The sequence below is a fragment of the Aliivibrio sp. S3MY1 genome (genome assembly GCF_028765575.1).
Classification (GTDB): domain Bacteria; phylum Pseudomonadota; class Gammaproteobacteria; order Enterobacterales; family Vibrionaceae; genus Aliivibrio.
Map to the genome: position 1 here is coordinate 23,731 of NZ_JARACO010000007.1, position 23,919 is coordinate 47,649.

The following is a 23,919-nucleotide window of genomic DNA, read 5'->3' on the forward strand; positions in this document are numbered from 1 at the left end:
ATCACGCATTTCTGTACGATCCTCGTCATAAATGACTGAAAAACAACCAAGAAGATATCTAAAAAACATGTTTGAATTCCCAAAATTTTCTAATCATTCAGTAAAGAATGATGTTCTATCAGGACTAACCGTTGCGCTGGCTCTTGTTCCAGAAGCCGTAGCCTTTGCCTTTGTTGCCGGTGTTGACCCAATGGTTGGCCTTTATGCTGCATTTATCGTTGGTTTAATTACGTCTATCATTGGCGGACGTCCAGGCATGATCTCTGGTGCAACAGGCGCTATGGCTGTTGTTATGGTTACTCTTGTTGCTATGCACGGCGTTCAATACCTTTTTGCTGCCATTTTACTCGCCGGTATTCTGCAAATTACCGCTGGTTTATTAAAACTAGGTAAATTTATTCGTATCGTTCCACACCCTGTAATGATCGGTTTTGTAAATGGCCTCGCTATTGTTATTTTCCTTGCTCAACTTGGCCAGTTTAAAGCCCCGGATGCGCTAGGTAATCTTGATTGGTTACAAGGTCCAGAAATGATGCTAATGCTTGGTCTTGTTGCATTAACAATGGCTATCATTTATTTTTTACCAAAACTAACCACGGCTGTTCCTTCTTCTTTAGTTGCTATCATCGTTGTAACTGGTTTAGTTCAAGGATTAGATTTAGACACCCGTACTGTTGTTGATTTCTTGCGTACAATGAGTGGAGATGAAGCTGCAACACTTGCTGGTTCACTGCCTACCTTCTCTGTACCTAATGTTCCTCTTTCTTTAGAAACCTTATACATCATTTTCCCATACGCATTAATTTTAGCGGCAATCGGTCTAATCGAGTCATTACTGACCCTAACCGTCATTGATGAAATGACAGGTACTCGCGGCCAATCTAACCGTGAATGTATTGGCCAAGGCGTTGCGAACGTAACTTGTTCTGTATTTGGTGCGATGGGCGGCTGTGCAATGATTGGTCAATCTATGATCAATGTAAACTCAGGTGGCCGTGGTCGTTTATCAGGTATTACCGCCGCACTTGCTCTACTTGGTTTCATTCTTTTCGCTTCTGGCTTAATTGAAATGATCCCATTAGCGGCATTAGTTGGTGTTATGTTCATGGTTGTTATTGGTACCTTTGAATGGGCTACATTCAAACTGGCTCGTCGCGTACCAAAACAAGACTTCTTTGTCATTGTTTTAGTAACCGTGGTTACTGTACTAACCGACCTTGCTGTTGCCGTTGGTGTTGGTGTTGTCGCTTCTGCGCTAATGTTTGCATGGCAACACGCGAAACACATTTACTCAACAAATTCAGTTTCTAACGACGGTTCTAAGGTTTATGAAATTAACGGCCCAATCTTCTTTGGTTCTGCTGCTAACTTCTTAGAGTTATTTGATGTAGAAAATGACCCGCAAGACATCGTGATTGACTTTGCGGCATCACGAGTGGTAGATCACTCAGCGATTGAAGCGGTTGATACTATCGCTGAACGCTACTCTAAAGCTGGTAAAAAAGTACATCTGCGCCATTTAAGTCAAGATTGCCATGCGCTTCTAAACAAGGCTGGTAGCCTAGTAGAGATTAATGTGCAAGAAGATCCAATCTACAAAGTGGTTAGCCAATAGTTGTTCTTTCACTTTTATAATTGATTGATAATAAAAATCCCGATATGGTTCTCCTATCGGGATTTTTGTATTTATCCCGTGACAAAAATTAAAACGGCTTCCTCCTCTTATTTAATGGAATAAAAAATGACTGACCGAGAACAAAAAAACGAACGCTATAAACAACGTCAATCAAAGATCAAAGAAAATGTAGATAAGCGTGTAGAAGAAGCACAAACAGAAAAAGGTTTACTGATTGTAGTTACCGGCAATGGAAAAGGTAAAACAACATCAGGTTTTGGTACCGTAGCCAGAGCCGTTGGCCATGGCTTAAATTGTGTTGTTGCTCAATTTATTAAAGGTACTTGGGATTGTGGCGAAAGAAACTTACTAGAAAGTCATGGCGTCCCTTTCTATGTAATGAAAACAGGATTTACTTGGAATACACAGGATAAAACCGCTGATACAGAAGCCGCACAGCGTGTATGGAAAGAGTGCAAGAAAAGTCTATCTGATGAGTCAATCGATCTCGTTTTATTAGATGAGATGACTTATATGGTCACTTATGGCTATATTGACTTAGAGGAGCTTAAAGCGGCTTTGATAAATCGCCCCAAAATGCAATCGGTGGTAATTACAGGACGAGCAGCCCATCGTGAATTAATTGAAATGGCTGACACGGTATCTGAAGTTCGAAATGTAAAACACGCCTTTGATTCAGGTGTTAAAGCCCTAAAAGGCATCGACTGGTAGGTTACCTCTCTATCCTTAATAATAAATAAAATGGCCTGTATCAATCATGATTACAGGCCATTTTTAACTGTTATTATTACGGTAAATTAATTAAAAAGTCCTTTCAGCAGTTTATTTGCTGCTTCTTTTACTTTTTCATCCTTAATTTTATCACCATACTTCTCTTCAAGTTTTTCTATACCACGATCAATTTCTTTCTTGGCTTTCTGTTGCAGAACATCATCAAATTCAAGCTTATATTTTGGCTTAGCCCATGGCCCAGTAATTCTAATTGGTATGGTTATGTCTTTTAGATCATCAATGTCTTTACCGCCCTGGCCTTTTAATGTGCCAACAATTGATGTTTTAATTAGCATGTTCGCCGTTTCATGAACGTAATCAGCAGAACCGTTACCATGAATACGCAGTAATGGGGATATCATTTTAATATTTTTCGTCGTTGCGTTACCTTTTGATAAATAAAAGTCCGCCGTTAACGCGCTAAAATCTGTTTTCTCAGCTTCTTCACTGCCCTTAACTTTTTCACCTTTAATCTTTGCATAGGTCGTGCGGATCAATAATGGAATATTAATGCCATTAACAGCACCATCGGCAAAATTAATTGATGCTTTACCTTTAAGGTTTTCTTTTAAGGCACTTGGTTTTAAGCTCTTACCTGAAACATTCAGTGCCATATTACCATTGCCTTCAATGAGGCTTTCACCCATAACATCTGTCAGTAAAGGAGCAACTTGTACCCCTTTGATTGATTGCTTAATACTATACGTGGGCGTGGTTTTACGAGCATCCAAGGTCGCAGTCATATCAATAGCACCATCGTATAGATCAGAGTGGAATTTCGTCAGTTTTAACACCCCACGATTAACTGAAAATACCGAGGTTACATTTTGCATCTTGGCATTATTTGCCTTAAATTTATCAATAACAACCGAGCCTGCCACATCAAGTGTTTTTAATGCACTTAAATCAGGTTCCACTTCTTTCGCCTTACTCGCTGATACTTTTTTATTACTGTTTGTTGTTTTTTCAGTTGCTGTTGCTTCACTTTGAGGTAAGGTTGCTAATAATGCATCAACATCAACATTTGGACTCTGCAATTCAAAACGTACCTTAGGAATATCGTTTAACTGAACGCTCATCTTGCCATTAAAATCAGTATCTACCGCTGACAGAGCCAATTTTTCAATCTTTAAATACGATTTATTTAAATCAAATGAGCTGTTAAAACCAATAACGGCCGTAACATCTTCATTTGGTATCCCTTTTCCCTTCACATTATTTGTACTTGAAAAGTCTTTAACTTGAACAACGTCTAATGCTTTTGGAACATATAATGCAAATGTAGAGTTTGAACTTACTTGAAGTGCATTAGCCTTACCCGCCGCCTTTAAACGAATGTTCGCCCACTCATCAAAAGAGAATTGATCAATGCTGAATGTGATATCTTTAAATTTATTTGATGCATCAGAATAAGAAGCAGTAAACTCAGTCTGTTTTAATGACGCCGCATCTAATGTAGCGGCAATATTTAACTCAGTCTTACCGTCTAGCGCCACTTTTTGCTGGCCTAAGTCTCCTTTTAAATTAAAAGATAACGTTGCCCACTCACCAGGACTGAACTGAGATAATGACAAATTCATATCACTAAAATACATTTTAGTGCCTGCTTTATCATCTTGAATAAGCACTTTCGCATTGGTTAATGCAATACCGTCTAAAGTCAGCTTCCAATCATTAAGCTGCGCGCTCGGTTTGGTATTTTCAGCGCTAACCGTTTCTGTTGGTATTACTTCCGCGGTAGCATCTTTTACTTTTTCCGGCCCAATGTTATCAAGGTTACTCACCCCATTTTTTAAGGTATGCAAAGTAAAAGAGGCACCATCTAGAGTCACTAATCCAATATTAATTTCATGTTGGAGCAATGGACGCACATTAAGATCTAAAACCGCATTATTAAACTTCACAAGATCAGGAGTAGCGAAGCCATCTGGATTACTTAGAGCGACCTCACCAATAGAGAAGCCAATCGTTGGAAAAAAACGCCAGTCGATATCGCCATCAATGGTTAACTGACGACCAGTCTGCGCTTCTACCTGCTCTTTTATCAGCGGTTTGAAGTCATTGGGATTCACAAGCAGCACTAGCACAAAAAATGCAACGATGACTGCGATAAACGGAATGCTAATTAATAAGGCTATTTTTTTCACGACCAAAATCCATCTATTGTATTTAAAGGGTTAAAATAGTGTTTTTTATGCCATTAGTTAGACATAAAAAACATACGGTTATCTATAGTTATATACCTAAATATTTCAAAGTGACAGAAAGCAGACAAAAAAAAGGCCAACAATGACGTTGACCTCTTTAAAAATCACTATATTACGCTTTTAGTAAGCGTGAAATATGAGCTTTCAATACATCAATCGCAATTCTGTTTTTACCACCGCGTGGAACAATGATATCTGCATGTTGTTTTGATGGATCAATAAATTGCATAAACATTGGGCGTACTGTTTTCTGGTATTGCTGGAATACCGATTCCATTGTACGGCCACGTTCTTCTACATCACGCTTAGCGCGGCGTAACAAACAAATATCTAATGGCGTATCCATAAACACACTTGCGTGCATTAAATTACGTAAACGCGGATCAGTTAAAAGTAGAATACCCTCTAGGATGATCACTTTTTTAGGAGTCATCACATCGACTTCAGAAGTGCGAGTATGCTCTGTATAGCTGTAGGTTGGAATATCAACCGCTTCACCACGCATAAGCTGTTCAAGATGCTCACAAAGTAATTCGTGATCAAGTGCGCTTGGGTGATCGTAATTTGTTTTGACTCTTTCTTCCATGGTCAGGTGGCTTTGGTCCTTGTAGTAACTGTCTTCAGTTATTACACCAATTTGATGATCGCCAACTTTTGCTCGTAGTTCATTATAAATAGTCGAAGCGATCAAACTCTTACCTGAAGCTGATGCCCCTGCAATACCTACGATAATACAGTTTTGATTACTGTTCTCTGACATAAAAGATACCTAAAAGTGTGCGAGATGCGGTGATTAAAATAAAACCGCCTAATTATAGGGATTACGAACTACACTTTCCACCGATAATTACACTTAACTTTGACACTATAATGACTTGAACATTATTTGGTCAACAATGACCTCTCCTTGCCAATATAATCGGCTAGACACCTGCTCTGCTAACTGAATATAGAGCTGACTGTGGGCACTTGTCACATTGGAAGCCACACTTGGCGTCCCAGAATCCGTTTCACTTCGAATATCAATATGTAAAGGAAGCTTACCTAATAATGGAATCGCATAATGTTTCGCCATTGATTCTGCACCGCCAGTCCCAAAGATTGCTTCTTCATGCCCACATTGAGAACAAATATGCACACTCATATTTTCAACCACACCAATCACGGGAATATCCACTTTAGTAAACATATTAACCCCTTTGATTGCATCCATTAACGCGAGATCTTGAGGAGTCGTGACAATCAATGCTCCCGTTGTCGGGATTTGCTGCGACAGGGTTAATTGAATGTCACCAGTACCAGGTGGCATATCAATGACTAAATAATCCAAGTCAGGCCATAAGGTTTCATTCACCAACTGTGATAAGGCTTTAGAGGCCATTGGACCACGCCATACTGCCGCTTCTGCTTTATCTACTAAATAACCAATTGAGTTACTATAGAGACCATGAGCTTCAACTGGCATCATTCGATTATTATCAACAATGTTTGGTTTTCTATCTTCAACACCCAACATTAGAGGTACAGATGGCCCATAAATATCAGCATCTAAAATCCCAACTCTCGCGCCTAGATGTTGGAGTGCTAATGCTAAGTTAACCGCCGTCGTTGATTTACCCACCCCACCTTTACCAGAGCTTACTGCAATAATATTTTTAACGCCTTTCACTGCCGGTTTATTTGTTTTTAAAGTCGCAGGTTTCATGACAATTACGACGGATAATGACGGTGTCGCTAAGATTACTTTTTGTGATTTCACCCAAGAGAGTAATTCCTGCTTAATTGAGTCAGAAACAAAAGGTAATGTTACTGTAATCACCCCTGTTGCCGCGATTGAAACCATATTAGGGATCTCAGCCCAACCCTCACAAAGTTGTGGGTGCGTAAATTCATTTAACCAATTTTTAATCTCTGCCATCGTTGTAAATGCCATCTTAGCAACTCCTCATCTATTTTTACCCATCCTATCACTAATTGAACCCTTGATCCTCTATGCTTTCTAGCTCGCTTCAGGTACTATTTATCTCTTAAAATTTTCACCCATCACATTAAGCGAAAGAGAAGATATGGCTACAGATCCGAGAAAAATTCTGGTTACATGTGCTCTACCGTATGCAAACGGTTCAATCCACCTAGGTCATATGCTTGAGCATATCCAAGCGGATATCTGGGTTCGTTACCAACGTTTACGCGGCAACAACGTTAACTTTATTTGTGCAGATGACGCTCATGGCACACCAATCATGCTTAAAGCTCAACAGATGGGTATTACTCCTGAAGAAATGATTGCAGCAGTTAGCGAAGAGCATCAAAAAGATTTTTCAGGCTTTGACATTAGCTTTGATAACTATCACAGCACACACAGTGATGAGAACCGTGAACTAGCCTCTCATATCTACCTAGAGCTAAAAAAGAACGGTTTTATTACTAGTCGTACTATCTCTCAGTTATTTGACCCTGAAAAAGAGATGTTCTTACCTGACCGTTTTGTAAAAGGCACATGCCCGAAATGTAAATCAGAAGAGCAATACGGTGACAACTGTGATAACTGTGGCGAAACGTACAGCCCTACTGATTTAATCAATCCTAAATCAGCCGTTTCAGGCGCAACACCTGTGATGAAAGATTCAGAGCATTTCTTCTTTGACTTGCCTCAATTTGAAAGCATGCTAAAAGAGTGGACTCGTTCTGGCTCTCTTCAAACTGAAACTGCAAATAAAATGCAAGAATGGTTTGAATCTGGTTTACAACAATGGGACATCTCTCGTGATGCGCCTTATTTTGGTTTTGAAATCCCAGGTGAAACTAACAAGTTCTTCTACGTTTGGCTAGATGCCCCAATTGGCTACATGGGTTCATTCAAAAACCTTTGTAACAAGCGTGACGATCTAAACTTTGATGAGTACTGGAAGAAAGACAGCACCACAGAGCTTTACCACTTCATTGGTAAAGACATTGTTTACTTCCACAGCCTATTCTGGCCTGCAATGCTAGAAGGCTCAGGTTTCCGTAAGCCAAACAATGTATTTGTTCATGGTTACGTTACTGTGAATGGCGCAAAAATGTCTAAATCAAAAGGCACATTCATTAAAGCAGGTACTTACTTAAATCACTTAGATCCTGAGTGTTTACGTTATTACTACGCCGCTAAACTTAACAGCCGTATTGATGATCTTGATTTAAACCTTGAAGATTTCACTCAACGTGTAAACTCTGATGTCGTTAATAAGATTGTTAACCTCGCTTCTCGTAACGCTGGTTTCATTACTAAACGTTTTGATGGCAAACTTTCTGATAACTTCGTTGCTCCTGAACTTTACAACGAATTCGTTGCTGCTGAAGGTCGCATTGCTGAGCTATACGAAACGCGTGAATTTAGTCGTGCTATTCGTGAAATTACCGCGCTTGCTGATAAAGCAAACCAGTACATTGACGAAAAAGCACCTTGGGTTCTTGCAAAAGAAGAAGGTAAAGAACAAGAGCTACAAGAAGTCGCTTCTGTTGGTATTAACCTGTTCCGCGTATTAATGGCTTACCTAAAACCTGTAATGCCAGAGCTTGCTGCACGTACTGAAGCTTTCTTAAATGAAACACTGACGTGGGAAGGCATTGCACAACCACTAACGTCTCATGAGATCACTAAGTTCAAAGCACTATTTGCTCGTATTGATCCTAAGAAAGTAGAAGCAATGGTTGAAGCTTCAAAAGCAGATGCAGCTATTGAAATGGCAGCAAAAGAGAAAGCGGAAGCGGACAAAGAAAAAGCAAGCCAAACGGAACTAGACAAAGAACCAATCGCGGATGAGATTGAATTCGATGCGTTCGAAGCGGTTGATATGCGTATTGCTCGTATTATCTCTTGTGAAGAAGTTCCAAAGGCAAATAAACTGCTTAAATTCCAATTGGACATCGGCGGTGAAACTCGTCAAGTATTCTCTGGAATTAAATCAGCATACAAACCTGAAGAACTAGAAGGCAAGCTAACTGTTATGGTTGCTAACCTTAAACCTCGTAAGATGAAGTTTGGTATGTCTGAAGGCATGATCCTAGCTGCAGGCCCTGGTGGTAAAGATCTTTGGATCCTTGAGCCACACGACGGCGCTCAACCTGGTATGCGCGTAATGTAATTCTTTTTCTAAAAGATAATACCAATCGTAGTAAATAACTGCTCATCCTAGCTAGTTAAAATGCTCGATAACTGCGTTGAAATTTTTGATTGTAGAATAACTACTTATCGAAAAATTTCGCCTTGTTCTCAATCATTTTTCCTGCGCTATTTCTGATCACTTACTTACTGTGATTGGTATAACTTACAAACAAAAATAGAGACCAAATGGTCTCTATTTTTTTATCTATTTATAGGTGATTACAAACTTATAAAACAGACGCTAAAGAAAGATTAATCTCATTTAATACTTGTAATGGATTCTCAGCTTGTGTGATCGGGCGGCCTATCACTAAATAATCAGAACCTGAAATCATTGCATCTACCGGTGTCATAATTCGTTTTTGATCACCTACAGCAGAGCCAGCAGGACGAATACCAGGAGTCACCAATTTAAATTCTTTACCTAGATCTGCTTTTAACATTGATGCTTCTTGTGCTGAACATACAACGCCATCTAAACCACTATTCTTCGTCAATGCAGCAAGACGTTTCACTTGTTCTTGTGGCGCAATATCTAAACCAATACCCGCCAAATCTTGTTGCTCCATACTTGTCAGTACTGTTACACCAATAAGTAATGGTCGATCTTTACCATACGGTTCTAAAATCTCACGTGATGCCGTCATCATACGCTCACCGCCACTCGCGTGAACATTAACCATCCATACACCCATTTCAGCAGCAGCACGCACCGCTTTTGAACATGTATTCGGAATATCATGAAACTTTAAATCTAGAAAAACAGAAAAACCACGCTTATGAAGCTCTTTTACAAACTCAGGGCCAAATAAAGTAAACATCTCTTTGCCTACTTTTAGTCGGCAAGAGCTAGGATTAATTTTATCAACAAATGCTAATGCGTCTGCTTGATTGTCATAATCCAATGCCACAATCACCTTTTGGTCTTTCATTTTCTCTCCTTGGGAAATTAATCTACTTACATTTTATTTAAAAAAAGAGGCACAAATTGCGCCTCTTAATTATTCACCATCTAAACCTTTAATAGGCTTAATAACGCCCCATCCTTTACAAGAAGGACATTGCCAAAACAATCGATGAGCAGAGAAACCACACTTAACACAGCGATAATTTGGCTTCATTTTTAGTTGTTCCCCTACCAAGTTTTGTAAACTTGCTAGGCTTGCTTTTGCTCGACCATCTTCAGCGTCATCAACATGATAGCCCATCAGACGATAGAAGCCTTTCATTGTTGGATTTTTAAGAAGCTGCTTGGTCATATAACTTTGTGCTAACGCCGTGCCTTCGTGCTTAGCGATTAAATTAGAAAACATAAGCTCTGCACTTGCTCCAGCCCCTTTTGCAATAGCTTCTTTTAAGAAGTTAAGCAGTGAGCCTTCTCTATCTAGATGTTCATAGCACTCAGCTAATAGCGGCAACGCTTCACTTATGAAGTCGATATCTTGATCTAATACCGACTCTAACTGGCTTGCAGCGCCTTTATAATTTTCTTCTTCTATGAGTAACTTAGCCATCATAATTGATGCACGTACACATTGATTATCAACAGATAATGCTTTTTTTAAATTCTGTTTGGCTTTGTTTAGGTTACTCTCTGCGAGTTCTTGCATTGCTAATTCACAGTAGTAGTGAGCTATATCAGGTTTTAGCTTTTTCTTACCCATTTTGACTAAACTGTTAGCAAAGGTAATGGCTTGTTCCCATTCACGAGTTTGTTGATGAATAGCGACAAGTTGCAATAAAGCAGCTTCTCTATGATCCGGTTCATCGATCAATTGCTCAAATATTTTTTCAGCTCGATCGAGAATACCAGCAACCATATAATCTTTGGCTAATTGCTGTAGAGCGATATTACGTTGGTCTAACGTTAGGTTTGGACGAGCAATAAGGTTTTGGTGAATCTTAATGGCTCGATCGACCTCTCCTCGGCTTCTAAAAAGATTACCTAGCGCAAGGTGAGTATCAATCGTATCGCTATCAACTTGGAGTAGTTCGATGAAGTGATCTACCGCTTTATCTGATTGGTCAGAAAGCAATAAATTCAAGCCCGCCACATATTGACGTGACAGGTGATTAGTATCTCTTTGACGTTGTTGTCTCGCACTCCTATTACCCATATACCAGCCATATCCAGCTGCAATAGGTAATAATAGGAATAGCAACTCTAACATTCAGTTATTACCCTTTTGTTGAATCTAAACGTAATTTATCCAACTCAAGCGTTTTCTTTTCAAGACGTTTACGTAAACGGCGCTGAGTCATACTTACTTTTAAATACATACTTCCGCAAATCAACCAACCGAGGCCAAAACCAGTCGCAAAGAAAATACCAAGTAAAGTAGATAATTGGAAATCACCTTGAGCTAATAAGTAATTAAAATTTACAATAATCTGATTCTGTGCACCCACAGCTAATGAAATCAAAAATAAAATAATCAATAAAACAGCAACAACAATTTTCACTGGTATTTCCTCCAGTTAATGAATATCCAAAGTATCTTATTTTACAGATCTAAAGATACACCTAAACGCACTGAAAATGAACATAAAAAAACGGCATACTAAAAAGTATGCCGTTTTTATATGCCAATTCACATTAGCTGAAATTCACACGTTCACGCAGTTCTTTACCTGGTTTAAAGTGAGGAACGAATTTACCGTCCAATTCAACTTTATCACCAGTTTTTGGATTACGACCTAAACGAGGCTCTCGATAGTGTAGAGAAAAACTACCAAAACCACGAATCTCTATACGATCCCCGCCCTCTAGCGTTGTTGCCATCTGTTCAAGGATTTCCTTGACTGTATCTTCAACCTGCTTAGCAGAAAGTTGAGGCTTTTTACTACACAGTTGTTCAATCAGTTCAGATTTTGTCATAAATGACCTCTCCTACGTTATCGAAAGAAAAGGGAGCATTACGCTCCCTTTAAATTTACTTATTCGCCTTTAGCAGCTTTGAAAGCATCAGCCATAGCGTTACCGAAACCACCGTCTTCAGACTTAGTGTTCAGTGAAGCCATTGCTTCTTGCTCGTCAGCTTCATCTTTAGCTTTGATAGATAGGTTAACTACGCGGTTCTTACGGTCTACACCAGTGAACTTCGCTTCAACGCTATCGCCAACGCTTAAGATTAAAGATGCATCTTCAATACGGTCACGAGAAAGCTCAGAAGTACGGATGTAACCTTCTACGCTGTCTGCAAGAGTGATTGTAGCGCCTTTAGCGTCAACAGCTGAAACAGTACCGTTTACTAGAGTACCTTTCTTGTTGTCTGCTAGGTAGTTGTTAAATGGGTCTTCTTCCATTTGTTTAACACCTAGAGAAATACGCTCACGCTCTGCATCTACTGCTAGAACTACAGCAGAGATTTCGTCGCCTTTCTTGTACTCACGTACCGCGTCTTCACCTGTAGCATTCCAAGAAATGTCAGATAGGTGAACTAGACCGTCGATGCCGCCGTCAAGACCGATGAAGATACCAAAGTCAGTGATAGATTTGATCTTACCAGTAACGTGGTCGCCTTTAGCTTGCGCTTCAGCGAATGTCTGCCATGGGTTAGCTTTACATTGCTTAAGACCTAGAGAGATACGACGACGTTCTTCGTCAATCTCAAGAACCATAACCTCAACTTCGTCGCCTACATTAACAACTTTAGAAGGGTGGATGTTCTTGTTAGTCCAATCCATTTCAGAAACGTGTACTAGACCTTCAACGCCTTCTTCGATTTCAACGAAGCAGCCGTAGTCAGTTAGGTTAGTAACACGACCAGAAAGTTTGTGACCTTCTGGGTAACGCTTAGCGATAGCTACCCATGGATCTTCGCCAAGTTGCTTAAGACCTAGAGAAACACGAGTGCGCTCACGATCGAACTTAAGAACTTTAACATTGATCTCGTCACCAACATTTACGATCTCAGATGGGTGCTTAACACGCTTCCAAGCCATATCTGTGATGTGTAGTAGACCGTCAACGCCACCTAGATCAACGAATGCACCGTAGTCAGTAAGGTTCTTAACGATACCTTTAACTTCCATGCCTTCTTGTAGAGAAGCAAGTAACTCGTCACGCTCAACACTGTTTTCAGATTCGATAACAGCACGACGTGAAACAACAACGTTGTTACGCTTTTGGTCAAGTTTGATTACTTTGAACTCTAGCTCTTTGCCTTCAAGGTGCAGAGTGTCGCGTACTGGACGTACATCAACAAGAGAACCAGGTAGGAATGCACGGATACCGTTAAGTTCAACTGTGAAGCCGCCTTTAACTTTACCGTTGATAACACCCATAACTGTTTCAGCATCTTCGTATGCTTTTTCAAGTTGGATCCAAGCTTCGTGACGCTTCGCTTTCTCACGAGAAAGTTGAGTTTCACCGAAACCATCTTCAACAGCGTCAAGAGCAACGTCTACTTCAGAACCAACTTCAACTTCAAGTTCGCCAGCAGCGTTCTTGAATTGTTCAGCTGGAATTGCTGCTTCAGACTTAAGGCCAGCGTCAACAAGAACGAAACCGTTCTCGATAGCTACTACAGTACCTTTAACGATGCTGCCTTGTTGGAATTCAGTTTCAGATAGAAACTCTTCAAAGAGTTGAGCAAAAGATTCAGTCATTAATTTGATCTTCAATATTAAACGTCCATGGGTATCCTACCGCATGGGGTTGATAGTAAGGTTAGTTATCATCCTTGCAACTAACTAAGTTTTTAATTATAGCTTAGATTCAATAAAAGCAATAGCTTGAGCAACTACTTCTTCAATATTCATTGACGTTGAATCTAATACTAAAGCGTCTTCAGCAGGACGTAATGGCGCGACAGCTCTATTGCGGTCTCGATCATCACGTTCTTGAATTTCGCCTAAAAGACGGTCAAATCTAACATTTAACCCTTTCTGTTGCAACTGCTTCATTCGGCGATTCGCTCGTTCTTCAGCACTTGCATCTAAAAATATCTTAACTTCTGCGCCCGTAAATACGACCGTTCCCATATCTCGGCCATCAGCAACAAGACCAGGAGCTGAAGCAAAGGCTCTTTGACGACGCAATAAAGCTTCACGAACCTGTGGTAATGCTGCTACTTTTGAGGCAGCCATCCCGGTCTCTTCTTTACGAAGCTCAGAAGAGACATCTTCGCCTTCTAAAATGACTTTTACTAAATCACCTTCGGCTTTAAATTGCACATCGAGATTTGCAGCAAGAGGAACAAGTGCCTCTTCTGAACCTAAATCAACGCCATGGTGGATTGCAGCTAATGCTAACACGCGATAAATCGCACCAGAATCTAATAAGTTATAACCTAGCTTTTCTGCAAGTAACATGCACAACGTGCCTTTACCTGCTCCACTTGGACCATCAACAGTAACGACTGGTGAATGAGTTGTCATGGAGTTCTCCAATTATTTATTGTGATTGGTTTCTACGGGCGCATTATACCCAAGTCAGATTATTTATATACTCTAGATAGCCAAAAACTAAAAAAGCCCTGTATCTTTTTATACAGGGCTTATGTCAATAAAATCGTACTCTTATTTGTAAATCAAAAATTACACACTTAACTCTTTTAATTTATCAAAATAATCAGGGAACGTTTTTGATGTACAACCAGGATCATTAATCGTCACTGGCGTATCGCTCAATGCCACAAGAGAAAAACACATCGCCATACGGTGATCATCATAAGTATCTATTGCTGCATGCTTTAATGATGTCGGTGGCGTTATCGTAATGTAATCCTCACCTTCCTCAACTTCTGCACCCACTTTTCTTAATTCTGTCGCCATCGCCGCTAAGCGATCGGTTTCTTTTACACGCCAGTTATATACATTGCGAATAGAGGTCGTACCCTCTGCGAATAACGCTGCGGTCGCTATTGTCATCGCGGCATCAGGAATATGGTTAAAATCCATATCAATAGCTTTTAGCTCTCCTTTGCTGGCAATAACATAATCATCACCCCATTCAATCTCAGCCCCCATAGCCGCTAACGCATCAGAAAACTGAACATCGCCTTGAATGCTTTTTTTGCCAATTCCCGTGACTTTAACTGAACCACCTTTAATGGCTGCCGCCGCTAAGAAATAAGACGCTGACGATGCATCACCTTCAACAAGAAAATCCCCCGGCGCGACATACGTTTGATTAGCAGGTACAACAAAGGTTTGATAGTTTTGATTATCAATCTTAACTCCAAACGTTGCCATTATATCTAATGTAATATCAATGTATGGTTTAGAGACTAAATCACCCACAATATTAATCGTAGTATCTTGAGTTGATAATGGTGCAGCCATTAAAAAAGCGGTTAAAAATTGACTTGAGATAGAACCATCGATTTCTACCGTTCCGCCTTTTAATCCTGTCCCTTTAATTTTTAATGGTGGGTAGTTTTCATTTTCTAAATATTCAACATCAGCGCCCGCCGCTTTTAATGCGGAAACTAAATGACCAATGGGACGCTCTTTCATGCGAGGTTCGCCAGTAAGAACGAACTCCCCTTTACCAAGGCATAATGCAGCGGCTAATGGTCGCATTGCTGTTCCTGCATTACCAAGAAAGAGTTCCAAAGCTTCAGTTGACTCAAAGGCATGGCCTAAGCCAATAACTTCACACACTGTTTTATCTTCGGATAAATTATATTTCACCCCTAATGACTTTAATGCATTAAGCATGTGACGAATATCATCACTATCAAGTAGGTTGGTAAGTGTTGTTTTCCCTGAAGCTAATGCGGCAAGTAATAATGCTCGATTTGAAACACTTTTTGAGCCAGGTAGATTTATTTGACCATCAATTTTTGAAATTGGTTGAAGAGTTAAGCTTTCCATGTTTATGTAAAAATTCCTATACAAATAAATAATAATGCTACGCTCGGTATTTCACCTCATGATTGCATAGCTGTTTCAGCTTTCATTGTTATTTTTTGTTATTCTTCATACTTTCAGAGTAACGAAAACCAAAGCGTTGTACCAGAGCCAATGTCGTCTCTTTACTTAAAAATAATGAATACTTATTTCTTTTACTTATGACTATTTATTTACCCCAACTTGATTCAAATGATACAAGCCCTTTCCCTGTCATCGAAAGTGCATTAAATGATCCTGATGGATTACTTGCAATGGGGGGGGACTTATCCTCAGTTCGTCTACTCAATGCTTACCAACATGGTATTTTCCCTTGGTATAGTAATGGCGATCCTATTTTATGGTGGAGCCCAAGTATTCGAGGTGTTTTTTTACCAGATCAATTTACACCGTCGAAGAGTTTAAAAAAGTTTTTTCGAAAATCAAACTATGAAGTCACCATAAACAAATCAACAGCTCAAGTGATTGAACTTTGTTCATCCACTAGAAGTGCAGAAGAGACGTGGATCATGCCTGAAATGATCCACGCCTATAAGCAGCTCGCAGCATTGGGTATTTGTCATTCTGTCGAAGTCTGGTGTAATAATGAGCTTATTGGTGGACTGTATGGTCTCCAGATCGGCCAAGTATTTTGTGGTGAATCTATGTTTTCATTACAAGCAAACGCCTCTAAGATTGCGTTATGGTTATTTTGCGAACACTTCGTTAACGCTGGAGGAAAATTAATTGACTGTCAAATGATGAACCCTCACCTGGAAAGCCTGGGAGCGATAGAAATGAAACGATCGGACTTTAAGATCACACTGGGCAAACTTGCAAATACTCAGGTAGCATCAAATTGCTATCTACCACAATTATTAGAGGCTAAATAATCACCATGAGTCCATTCTCTCTTGAAGTTGGATTAACCTCCGAAGGCCCTTGCAGCTATCTTCCTGACCAGCAAGAACGCCTAGCTGTCGCAATGGATCAAGAGCTGTATTCGCCTATGGGTTATCAAACATTAATTCGCCTTGGATTTAGACGTAGTGGCTCTACTATTTATAAACCTATGTGTAATGCTTGTAGTGCGTGTCAACCTTTACGAATTGATGCAGAAGAGTTCTCACCAAGTAAAAGTCAAAAACGAATTTTAAATAAATTGTCTGCGTTTACTTGGGAAATAAAAACAGAGATGGATGATGAATGGTTCGCATTATATGAACGATATATAACCGCTCGCCACCGTTCAGGCAGTATGTTTCCTGCGAATAAAGAACAATTTTTTGAATTTTCTCAAGCAGAATGGTTACCTAGCCATTTTCTTCATATTTATGAAAATAATGTTCTTATAGCAATCGCAGTAACCGATATCTTAGTTGACTCCGTCAGCGCTATGTATACGTTTTTTGAGCCAGAGCATCTGTTATCTCTAGGAAGTGTTTCTATTTTAATTCAACTAAAATTATGTAAACAATTACAAAAAAACTGGCTTTACCCTGGTTATCAAATAGACGATTGTCCAGCCATGAAATATAAAGATCGATATAAACCTAACCAAAAGCTAGTAAATATGGTCTGGCGAGGGTAAAATGCCCACCAAACTTTACATACATCATTTTTAAGGGCATTATTGGCCGCTTGAAAATCAGCCAAAGCTATCTATATAAAGAGGATTCAATGGCAAAAGAAGACGCAATTGAGCTGCAAGGCACGGTTCTAGATACTCTACCAAACACAATGTTCCGCGTAGAATTAGAAAACGGTCACGTTGTTACTGCTCATATCTCAGGTAAAATGCGTAAAAACTACATCCGTATTCTTACTGGTGACAAAGTAACAGTTGAAATGACTCCTTACGATTTATCTAAAGGCCGTATTGTCTTCCGTGCTCGTTAATTTGTCATTTTTAGCAAATTAGTTTGCTATAAATAATAATAAAAAAACCCAGTCAATGACTGGGTTTTTTATTATTTAAACATGTATCAATTAATGCACAGCTTCTGCTTCACTGGTAAACTCAAAAGCAAGCTCTCCGCCTTTATTCAGTTTAACTCGAACCGTACCACCATTAACTAACTCACCAAATAACAATTCATTGGCCATTGGTTTTTTCAGGCTCTCTTGAATAACTCGAGCCATTGGACGTGCTCCCATTGCTTTATCATAGCCTTTCTCTGCAAGCCATTCTTTCGCTTCTTTTGATACTTCCATTGATACACCGCGTGCATCTAACTGCACTTGCAATTCAACAATGAACTTATCAACAACAAGAGATATCACATCTTTGCTTAAATGTTCGAACCAAATAATGTTATCTAAACGGTTTCTAAATTCAGGCGTAAAGATTTTTTTAATCGCTGCCATTGCATCAGTACTATGATCTTGTTGAATCAGACCAATCGATTTCTTCACCGTTTCTTGAACCCCGGCATTGGTTGTCATAACAAAAACCACATTACGGAAATCTGCTTTACGACCATTATTATCAGTCAGCGTACCATTATCCATAATTTGAAGTAGTAAGTTAAAAACATCTGGATGTGCTTTTTCTAGCTCATCAAGTAAAACCACAGAATGAGGGTGTTTAATCACGGCATCGGTTAGTAGGCCACCTTGCTCATAACCAACATAGCCTGGAGGAGCACCGATCAAACGACTTACTGTATGGCGCTCTCCATATTCAGACATATCAAAACGAAGAAGTTCAATTCCAAGTGCTTTTGCTAATTGAACCGTTACTTCTGTTTTACCAACCCCTGTAGGTCCAGCAAACAAGAATGAACCAACTGGCTTATTATCCGCACCTAAACCTGCTCGACTTAGCTTAATGGCTTCACATAACACATCAATGCCTTGGTCTTGCCCAAACACTAACATTTTAAGCTTCGTATCCAGTTTTTTCAGTACATCTTTATCACTAGTAGATATTGATTTTTCAGGGATCCGTGCCATCTTAGCCACCATCGATTCAATATCAGCAACATTGATGGTTTTCTTTCGACGACTTGCTGGCATTAAACGACAGCGAGCTCCAGCTTCATCAATTACATCAATGGCTTTATCTGGTAGATGACGTTCATTGATATACTTAGCAGACAACTCTACCGCAGCTCGTAGCGCTTTATTGGTATAACGAACTTCATGATGCTCTTCGTATTTACTCTTAAGTCCAATAAGGATCTTAGTAGTGTCATCCAATGATGGTTCTAGAATATCAATCTTTTGGAAGCGTCGAGCCAAAGCTCGTTCTTTTTCAAAAATAGTGCTGTGCTCTTGATAAGTTGTTGAACCGATACAGCGTAACTTACCGCTGCTTAATAACGGTTTAATTAAGTTTGCAGCATCAACTTGACCACCCGAAGCCGCTCCGGCACCGATAATGGTATGGATCTCATCAATAAATAAAACCGCATGCTCTTCATTCTCAAGCTGCTTTAAGATGGCTTTAAAACGTTTTTCAAAATCACCACGATACTTAGTGCCAGCAAGCAGTGAACCAATATCTAATGAGTAGATGATGCAGTCTTTAATGACATCAGGAACTTGCCCCTCGACAATGCGCCAAGCAAGACCTTCAGCAATGGCTGTTTTACCTACCCCGGCTTCACCTACTAATAATGGGTTATTTTTACGACGACGACACAATACTTGAACTGTGCGTTCAAGCTCTTGATCTCGTCCAATCAGAGGATCAATCCCGCCGTTTTTAGCTACTTGGTTTAAGTTAGTCGCAAAACTTTCTAACTGATCTTCGGAATTAGCTTCGACTGCTGTTTCGACATTATTTGAATTGCTATTTTCATCTCCGTGATCAGGAGCACCGTGAGAGATAAAATTAACAATATCTAATCGGCTAATGTCATTCTTTTTAAGGAGGTATGCGGCATGCGATTCTTGCTCACTAAAAATAGCGACAAGAACATTTGCACCAGTGACTTCACTGCGCCCTGATGATTGAACATGAAAAACAGCTCGCTGAAGAACACGTTGAAAGCTTAAAGTAGGTTGAGTTTCACGACTTTCATCATCAACAGGAATCAACGGTGTCGTTTGTGTAATGAATTCATCAATTTCAGTTGCCAATACCTTTAAATCGGTATGGCAAGCTAAAAGAGCTTCGTGAGCAGATGGGTTCTCTAATAGAGCAAATAATAAATGCTCTACTGTCATGAATTCATGACGCTTTTCTCGTGCACGAGCAAACGCGCTGTTTAAACTCGCTTCTAATTCTTTATTTAGCATAGGAACCTCCCAAAACACCAAAATATGGTGTAACGAACAAACTTACGCTTGTTCCATTGTACACAGCAGTGGGTGCTCATTATCACGCGAATACGTATTGACTTGCGCAACTTTAGTTTCTGCAACTTCAGCAGTAAAAACCCCACATACTGCTTTCCCTTCATAATGCACTGTTAGCATTAATTGTGTTGCTTTTTCCAAATCCATGGAAAAAAATTTATCTAAAACTTCGACAACAAACTCCATTGGAGTGTAATCATCATTATTTAAAACCACCTTATACATTGCTGGTGGTTTTAACCCAGTTTTCTCCAATTCCAAGACATCTGAATCAGGAGAAATCCATTCATATGGTTTGCTCATGTCGCCAACTGATTAGTTAAATAACATTCCCAGATACCTTTTAGTATCCCCTTATTATTCAGCCTAATCCAGACCGGTAACGACATCAAACAAAAGATGTCATTTTCATGTCTTTATCACTTATTTTTTACTTAATCGAATACAAAATCGACGATACAAACTAAAGGATAGTGTGTTTTTTTTGTTATCACCAACTTATTTATCAGCCTGATATTACTGATAATATTGTTAACTCAAGATGTAAGATGAGACACAAATGTAACAAAAGTAAACAAAATGCACTTGACTCCCTCTTTAGATTTAATAGAGTGTACTAATTAGTGGTTATCAATTAATCAGATTTTTAATTGATAAACATTATGCTAGGTAAATTAAATGCAGAGGGATGTATAGCATGGCAACAGGTACAGTAAAATGGTTCAATAACGCCAAAGGGTTTGGCTTCATTTGTCCTGAAAGTGAAGATGGTGATATTTTTGCTCACTATTCTACAATTGAAATGGATGGCTATCGCACATTAAAAGCGGGACAAGCCGTTACCTATGAAATCCATCAAGGACCAAAAGGCTTTCATGCAAGTGAAATAAAACCACTTGAGGGAGAAGTTGCTAAGTAACTTCACTTTATGTGATAGCCAAAAAGGTGAGTAATGATACTCACCTTTTTTGAACCTATCGTAATAGCAAAACTCCAACGGCTATAAATACTGTAGATGAGCAAGAAAAAATAAAAAGCAGCGAATAAAACCGCTTTTTACTTCTCTATTTATCGATTATGAGGAACAACTAATTTCCATTTTCTTACCCCACTCAGGAGGCAAACAAGCATACTGTTCAAAATCAGGATGTTCATCAAATGGCGACGCTAGTAACATAGCTAATACCTCAGCGTCACTGTAATCCCCCTCTTTAGCCTTATCAATCGCCTGCTGAGCTAAATAGTTTCGAAGAATGTATTTAGGGTTTACCTTTCTCATCTCTCTACAACGCACCTCGGCATTCTCTGCTTCACTTTCACAACGAATTAAATAAAAGTCCATCCATAACGTTGCCGCGTCTCTATCTATAAATAAATCCACCACCGTTTGCTTATCTTGAGTATCTAAATAAGATAGGGATCTCATAAAGCGGGTGTAATCAACTGAATGTTGAGACAACAACTCAAACATCGATTCAAATAAACGACTGTCCCCCTCTTGCTTAGAGAGCAGGCCCAATTTTTTCCGCATCGCTTGGCTAAAATAAGCGTGTAATTGAATTTCGTATTGCTCTAAAGAGGCTGCTAAATCTGATTTATCAATCAATGCAGACAAAGAATGAGCCAGTGCAGATAAATTCCATAATCCTATTTTAGGCTGTTGATTAAATGCATAGCGTCCTTGGTAGTCAGAATGATTACAAATGTAACCAGGCTCATAATCATCAAGAAAACCAAAAGGACCATAATCAAAGGTTTGGCCAATAATCGACATATTATCCGTATTCATAACTCCATGAGCAAACCCAACCGCCTGCCACTGAGCAATCATATATGCCGTTCTAGCTATAATTTCATTGAACATTGCAACATATGGTTTCTCTTCATTTAAGCAATCAGGAAAATGCCATTCAATCACTTTATCCGCTAATAATTTCTGCTCTGCCAATAAATTGGAATAAAACAGATGCTCAAAATGACCAAATCGAATATGAGTCTCAGCCATTCGAATAAGTAAGGCTCCTGTTTCATAACCTTCTCTAAAAACAGGTGTATCACTCGTCATCATCCCTAATGCTCTTGTTGTAGGAATGCCCAACCCTGCCATCGCCTCACTACACAGATATTCACGAATAGTAGAGCGCAATACTGCACGGCCATCACCAGAACGAGAATAAGGCGTTAGCCCTGCTCCTTTTAAATGAAGATCAAAACAGTTTCCTTCTTTATCTGCTATTTCAGCAAGTAATAATCCTCGTCCATCACCAAGATCTGGATTATAGCCACCAAATTGATGTCCGGCGTATTTCATCGCTAATGGTGAAAAAACAGACGGCACAATCTCCCCAGAAAAAGAAGATAACAGCTCTGGGTTATTCTGCGGCATTTCAGGTAAACCAAATCTCATAGCCAATTCACTGTTCCATATAAGCCAATCAGCGTTTTCTAGTGGCGTTGGTTGAACATAAGTAAAAAAACAACGAGGCAGTTCTGAATAACGGGTAGTAATTGAAAAGGCATTCCAAAAAGACATGAGAGTAATCCATTAACGGTGCAATGGACTAACGCTAGCATATTGATAAATTATATGACAGAAATGAAAAAAGCCGCACTAACCATGAGGTTAATGCGGCTTTTCCAATTTGGTACGCCCTGAAGGATTCGAACCTTCGACCACCTCCTTAGAAGGGAGGTGCTCTATCCAGCTGAGCTAAGGGCGCTCTATGGGGTGGGATTATACGAATATACGAAAACAGATCAATCCTTTTCTTATCATTATCTTGCTGAATGCTGAAAAATAAAGCAGATTGCCTATTGTTTGATTAAATATAAGCCTTTAACTTCATTCTCATTAGCATATTTATGGATACTGTTATTTTTATAATTTCACAAGCAGAGAAAGCAATCGTTTGCGTCTAGCTATTACTATTTAATTCTGAGACAATACGAACGTCAATCAGTCAAAGCCCTTGTATAGGATTATTATGACCGCTCAAATTATCGATGGAAAACTTATCTCCCAAACTGTTCGCTCAGAAGTTGGGGCTCGTGTTAAAGCTCGCGTAGAAGCCGGATTACGCGCTCCAGGGCTAGCCGTAGTATTAGTTGGACAAGATCCAGCCTCTCAAGTTTATGTTGGAAGCAAGCGCCGTGCTTGTGAAGAAGTCGGCTTTATTTCAAAATCTTATGATTTACCAACGACAACAACAGAAGCTGAATTGCTTTCTATTATTGACACATTAAACCAAGATGCAGAAATTGATGGTATTTTAGTTCAGCTACCTCTTCCTGCTGGAATGGACAGCACCAAAATTTTAGAGCACATTGACCCAGAAAAAGACGTCGATGGCTTCCACCCATACAATGTAGGCCGTCTTTCTCAACGTATTCCAAAGTTACGTTCATGCACCCCAAAAGGTATTATCACTCTGCTTGATCGTTACAATATTCAAGTACGTGGAATGCACGCGGTTGTTGTTGGAGCATCAAACATCGTTGGTCGCCCAATGACCCTTGAATTACTGCTTGCTGGCTGTACGACTACAACTTGTCACCGATTCACTAAAGATCTTGAACACCATATTCGTCAAGCCGATCTTGTTGTGGTTGCCGTTGGTAAACCAAACTTCATTCCAGGTGAGTGGATTAAAGAAGGCGCTGTCGTGGTCGATGTCGGCATCAATCGCTTAGATTCAGGTAAATTAATTGGTGATGTTGAATACGATGTAGCAAAAACAAAAGCAAGTTACATCACCCCTGTTCCTGGTGGCGTCGGCCCAATGACAGTGGCTAGTTTGATTGAAAATACCTTATTAGCTTGTGAACAATACCACTGCAAATAGCATAAACTATTAACTAAAATATCAATTAGCGAGCTTTATTAGGCTCGCTTTTTTTATATCTGCGCACTGCCACATTTCTTGATTAAATTTCATCCTATTTTCAGTTTTTTCTTGGACAAAATAAGGGTTTAGTAACTAACCTTAAGATGCTTAATAAAAAAATGGATGACAAGA

General features: G+C 39.5%; 21 protein-coding genes and 1 tRNA gene. 8 read left to right on the forward strand and 14 right to left on the reverse strand.

The window, feature by feature from the left end:
• The first annotated feature begins 67 nt into the window (after nt 1-67).
• Both PVK62_RS06430 and cobO read left to right on the forward strand, forming a co-directional pair.
• Nucleotides 68-1,615, forward strand: a complete 1,548-nt coding sequence (locus tag PVK62_RS06430) for a SulP family inorganic anion transporter (RefSeq protein ID WP_274443461.1) — start codon at nt 68-70, stop codon at nt 1,613-1,615.
• A 126-nt stretch (nt 1,616-1,741) separates the two neighbouring features.
• Nucleotides 1,742-2,347 carry a cob(I)yrinic acid a,c-diamide adenosyltransferase gene (gene cobO / locus PVK62_RS06435; RefSeq protein WP_274443462.1) on the forward strand — a complete coding sequence of 202 codons (606 nt, stop codon included), beginning with the start codon at nt 1,742-1,744 and terminating at the stop codon, nt 2,345-2,347.
• An 86-nt stretch (nt 2,348-2,433) separates the two neighbouring features.
• Here cobO and PVK62_RS06440 read toward each other — a convergent pair whose 3' ends face one another.
• From PVK62_RS06440 to apbC, 3 genes are all read right to left on the reverse strand, one after another.
• Nucleotides 2,434-4,554 carry an AsmA family protein gene (locus PVK62_RS06440; RefSeq protein WP_274443463.1) on the reverse strand — a complete coding sequence of 707 codons (2,121 nt, stop codon included), beginning with the start codon at nt 4,552-4,554 and terminating at the stop codon, nt 2,434-2,436.
• Nucleotides 4,555-4,726: 172 nt separating this feature from the next.
• Nucleotides 4,727-5,374 (reverse strand): uridine kinase, encoded by a 648-nt coding sequence (udk, locus tag PVK62_RS06445; RefSeq protein WP_122033954.1) that lies wholly within the window; start codon nt 5,372-5,374, stop codon nt 4,727-4,729.
• Between the two features lie 105 nt (nt 5,375-5,479).
• Complete coding sequence (gene apbC / locus PVK62_RS06450) at nt 5,480-6,547, reverse strand: iron-sulfur cluster carrier protein ApbC (protein ID WP_274443464.1); 1,068 nt, start codon at nt 6,545-6,547, stop codon at nt 5,480-5,482.
• A 133-nt stretch (nt 6,548-6,680) separates the two neighbouring features.
• Between apbC and metG the strand changes: the two genes are divergently transcribed.
• Nucleotides 6,681-8,741, forward strand: a complete 2,061-nt coding sequence (gene metG / locus PVK62_RS06455) for a methionine--tRNA ligase (RefSeq protein ID WP_274443465.1) — start codon at nt 6,681-6,683, stop codon at nt 8,739-8,741.
• 247 nt (nt 8,742-8,988) lie between these two features.
• Here metG and pyrF read toward each other — a convergent pair whose 3' ends face one another.
• The 7 genes from pyrF to aroA all read right to left on the reverse strand — a co-directional run bounded on the left by pyrF (nt 8,989) and on the right by aroA (nt 15,583).
• Nucleotides 8,989-9,693, reverse strand: coding sequence for an orotidine-5'-phosphate decarboxylase (gene pyrF, locus PVK62_RS06460; protein ID WP_274443467.1), 705 nt, complete (start codon nt 9,691-9,693; stop codon nt 8,989-8,991).
• A 69-nt stretch (nt 9,694-9,762) separates the two neighbouring features.
• Nucleotides 9,763-10,932, reverse strand: a complete 1,170-nt coding sequence (lapB, locus tag PVK62_RS06465; protein ID WP_274443468.1) for a lipopolysaccharide assembly protein LapB — start codon at nt 10,930-10,932, stop codon at nt 9,763-9,765.
• A 7-nt stretch (nt 10,933-10,939) separates the two neighbouring features.
• Entirely contained in the window at nt 10,940-11,224 is a 285-nt protein-coding gene (locus tag PVK62_RS06470) for a LapA family protein (protein WP_274443469.1), read from the reverse strand.
• A 133-nt stretch (nt 11,225-11,357) separates the two neighbouring features.
• A complete protein-coding gene (ihfB, locus tag PVK62_RS06475) occupies nt 11,358-11,639 on the reverse strand; it encodes an integration host factor subunit beta (RefSeq protein WP_045102545.1) in 282 nt (93 codons plus the stop codon).
• 59 nt (nt 11,640-11,698) lie between these two features.
• On the reverse strand, nt 11,699-13,372 hold the full coding sequence (gene rpsA, locus PVK62_RS06480) for a 30S ribosomal protein S1 (RefSeq protein WP_274443470.1): 1,674 nt from the start codon (nt 13,370-13,372) through the stop codon (nt 11,699-11,701).
• A gap of 96 nt (nt 13,373-13,468) precedes the next feature.
• Entirely contained in the window at nt 13,469-14,143 is a 675-nt protein-coding gene (cmk, locus tag PVK62_RS06485) for a (d)CMP kinase (protein WP_274443471.1), read from the reverse strand.
• A 159-nt stretch (nt 14,144-14,302) separates the two neighbouring features.
• The gene (aroA, locus tag PVK62_RS06490) at nt 14,303-15,583 is read right to left on the reverse strand and encodes a 3-phosphoshikimate 1-carboxyvinyltransferase (protein ID WP_274443472.1); all 1,281 of its coding nucleotides are present in this window, start codon (nt 15,581-15,583) and stop codon (nt 14,303-14,305) included.
• A 197-nt stretch (nt 15,584-15,780) separates the two neighbouring features.
• Here aroA and aat point away from each other — a divergent pair, with 197 nt between their 5' ends.
• From aat to infA, 3 genes are all read left to right on the forward strand, one after another.
• Nucleotides 15,781-16,491, forward strand: a complete 711-nt coding sequence (aat, locus tag PVK62_RS06495; protein ID WP_274443473.1) for a leucyl/phenylalanyl-tRNA--protein transferase — start codon at nt 15,781-15,783, stop codon at nt 16,489-16,491.
• A 5-nt stretch (nt 16,492-16,496) separates the two neighbouring features.
• Nucleotides 16,497-17,189 (forward strand): arginyltransferase, encoded by a 693-nt coding sequence (locus PVK62_RS06500; RefSeq protein ID WP_274443475.1) that lies wholly within the window; start codon nt 16,497-16,499, stop codon nt 17,187-17,189.
• Nucleotides 17,190-17,278: 89 nt separating this feature from the next.
• Complete coding sequence (gene infA / locus PVK62_RS06505) at nt 17,279-17,497, forward strand: translation initiation factor IF-1 (RefSeq protein ID WP_005420180.1); 219 nt, start codon at nt 17,279-17,281, stop codon at nt 17,495-17,497.
• 90 nt (nt 17,498-17,587) lie between these two features.
• On the opposite strand, the gene clpA is transcribed toward infA, so the two are convergent.
• Both clpA and clpS read right to left on the reverse strand, forming a co-directional pair.
• Nucleotides 17,588-19,843 carry an ATP-dependent Clp protease ATP-binding subunit ClpA gene (gene clpA, locus PVK62_RS06510; protein ID WP_274443477.1) on the reverse strand — a complete coding sequence of 752 codons (2,256 nt, stop codon included), beginning with the start codon at nt 19,841-19,843 and terminating at the stop codon, nt 17,588-17,590.
• A 42-nt stretch (nt 19,844-19,885) separates the two neighbouring features.
• Nucleotides 19,886-20,206, reverse strand: a complete 321-nt coding sequence (clpS, locus tag PVK62_RS06515; protein ID WP_274443478.1) for an ATP-dependent Clp protease adapter ClpS — start codon at nt 20,204-20,206, stop codon at nt 19,886-19,888.
• 394 nt (nt 20,207-20,600) lie between these two features.
• On the opposite strand from clpS, the gene cspD reads away from it, so the two are divergent.
• Entirely contained in the window at nt 20,601-20,822 is a 222-nt protein-coding gene (cspD, locus tag PVK62_RS06520) for a cold shock domain-containing protein CspD (protein WP_274443479.1), read from the forward strand.
• A 156-nt stretch (nt 20,823-20,978) separates the two neighbouring features.
• Here the strand turns inward: cspD and PVK62_RS06525 are convergent, their stop codons facing one another.
• Both PVK62_RS06525 and PVK62_RS06530 read right to left on the reverse strand, forming a co-directional pair.
• Entirely contained in the window at nt 20,979-22,436 is a 1,458-nt protein-coding gene (locus PVK62_RS06525) for a protein adenylyltransferase SelO (protein ID WP_274443480.1), read from the reverse strand.
• Between the two features lie 110 nt (nt 22,437-22,546).
• Nucleotides 22,547-22,623, reverse strand: a tRNA-Arg gene (locus tag PVK62_RS06530).
• A 264-nt stretch (nt 22,624-22,887) separates the two neighbouring features.
• On the opposite strand from PVK62_RS06530, the gene folD reads away from it, so the two are divergent.
• A complete protein-coding gene (gene folD / locus PVK62_RS06535; RefSeq protein WP_105055148.1) occupies nt 22,888-23,745 on the forward strand; it encodes a bifunctional methylenetetrahydrofolate dehydrogenase/methenyltetrahydrofolate cyclohydrolase FolD in 858 nt (285 codons plus the stop codon).
• Nucleotides 23,746-23,919: the final 174 nt, after the last annotated feature.

Excerpts from the sequence above, each read along its gene's own strand:
- PVK62_RS06430 (WP_274443461.1), top strand. The coding sequence starts at position 68 with ATGTTTGAATTCCCAAAATTTTCTAATCATTCAGTAAAGAATGATGTT.
- cobO (WP_274443462.1), top strand. The coding sequence starts at position 1,742 with ATGACTGACCGAGAACAAAAAAACGAACGCTATAAACAACGTCAATCA.
- udk (WP_122033954.1), bottom strand. The coding sequence starts at position 5,374 with ATGTCAGAGAACAGTAATCAAAACTGTATTATCGTAGGTATTGCAGGG.
- apbC (WP_274443464.1), bottom strand. The coding sequence starts at position 6,547 with ATGGCATTTACAACGATGGCAGAGATTAAAAATTGGTTAAATGAATTT.
- metG (WP_274443465.1), top strand. The coding sequence starts at position 6,681 with ATGGCTACAGATCCGAGAAAAATTCTGGTTACATGTGCTCTACCGTAT.
- pyrF (WP_274443467.1), bottom strand. The coding sequence starts at position 9,693 with ATGAAAGACCAAAAGGTGATTGTGGCATTGGATTATGACAATCAAGCA.
- lapB (WP_274443468.1), bottom strand. The coding sequence starts at position 10,932 with ATGTTAGAGTTGCTATTCCTATTATTACCTATTGCAGCTGGATATGGC.
- ihfB (WP_045102545.1), bottom strand. The coding sequence starts at position 11,639 with ATGACAAAATCTGAACTGATTGAACAACTGTGTAGTAAAAAGCCTCAA.
- rpsA (WP_274443470.1), bottom strand. The coding sequence starts at position 13,372 with ATGACTGAATCTTTTGCTCAACTCTTTGAAGAGTTTCTATCTGAAACT.
- cmk (WP_274443471.1), bottom strand. The coding sequence starts at position 14,143 with ATGACAACTCATTCACCAGTCGTTACTGTTGATGGTCCAAGTGGAGCA.
- aroA (WP_274443472.1), bottom strand. The coding sequence starts at position 15,583 with ATGGAAAGCTTAACTCTTCAACCAATTTCAAAAATTGATGGTCAAATA.
- aat (WP_274443473.1), top strand. The coding sequence starts at position 15,781 with ATGACTATTTATTTACCCCAACTTGATTCAAATGATACAAGCCCTTTC.
- PVK62_RS06500 (WP_274443475.1), top strand. The coding sequence starts at position 16,497 with ATGAGTCCATTCTCTCTTGAAGTTGGATTAACCTCCGAAGGCCCTTGC.
- infA (WP_005420180.1), top strand. The coding sequence starts at position 17,279 with ATGGCAAAAGAAGACGCAATTGAGCTGCAAGGCACGGTTCTAGATACT.
- clpA (WP_274443477.1), bottom strand. The coding sequence starts at position 19,843 with ATGCTAAATAAAGAATTAGAAGCGAGTTTAAACAGCGCGTTTGCTCGT.
- clpS (WP_274443478.1), bottom strand. The coding sequence starts at position 20,206 with ATGAGCAAACCATATGAATGGATTTCTCCTGATTCAGATGTCTTGGAA.
- cspD (WP_274443479.1), top strand. The coding sequence starts at position 20,601 with ATGGCAACAGGTACAGTAAAATGGTTCAATAACGCCAAAGGGTTTGGC.
- PVK62_RS06525 (WP_274443480.1), bottom strand. The coding sequence starts at position 22,436 with ATGTCTTTTTGGAATGCCTTTTCAATTACTACCCGTTATTCAGAACTG.
- folD (WP_105055148.1), top strand. The coding sequence starts at position 22,888 with ATGACCGCTCAAATTATCGATGGAAAACTTATCTCCCAAACTGTTCGC.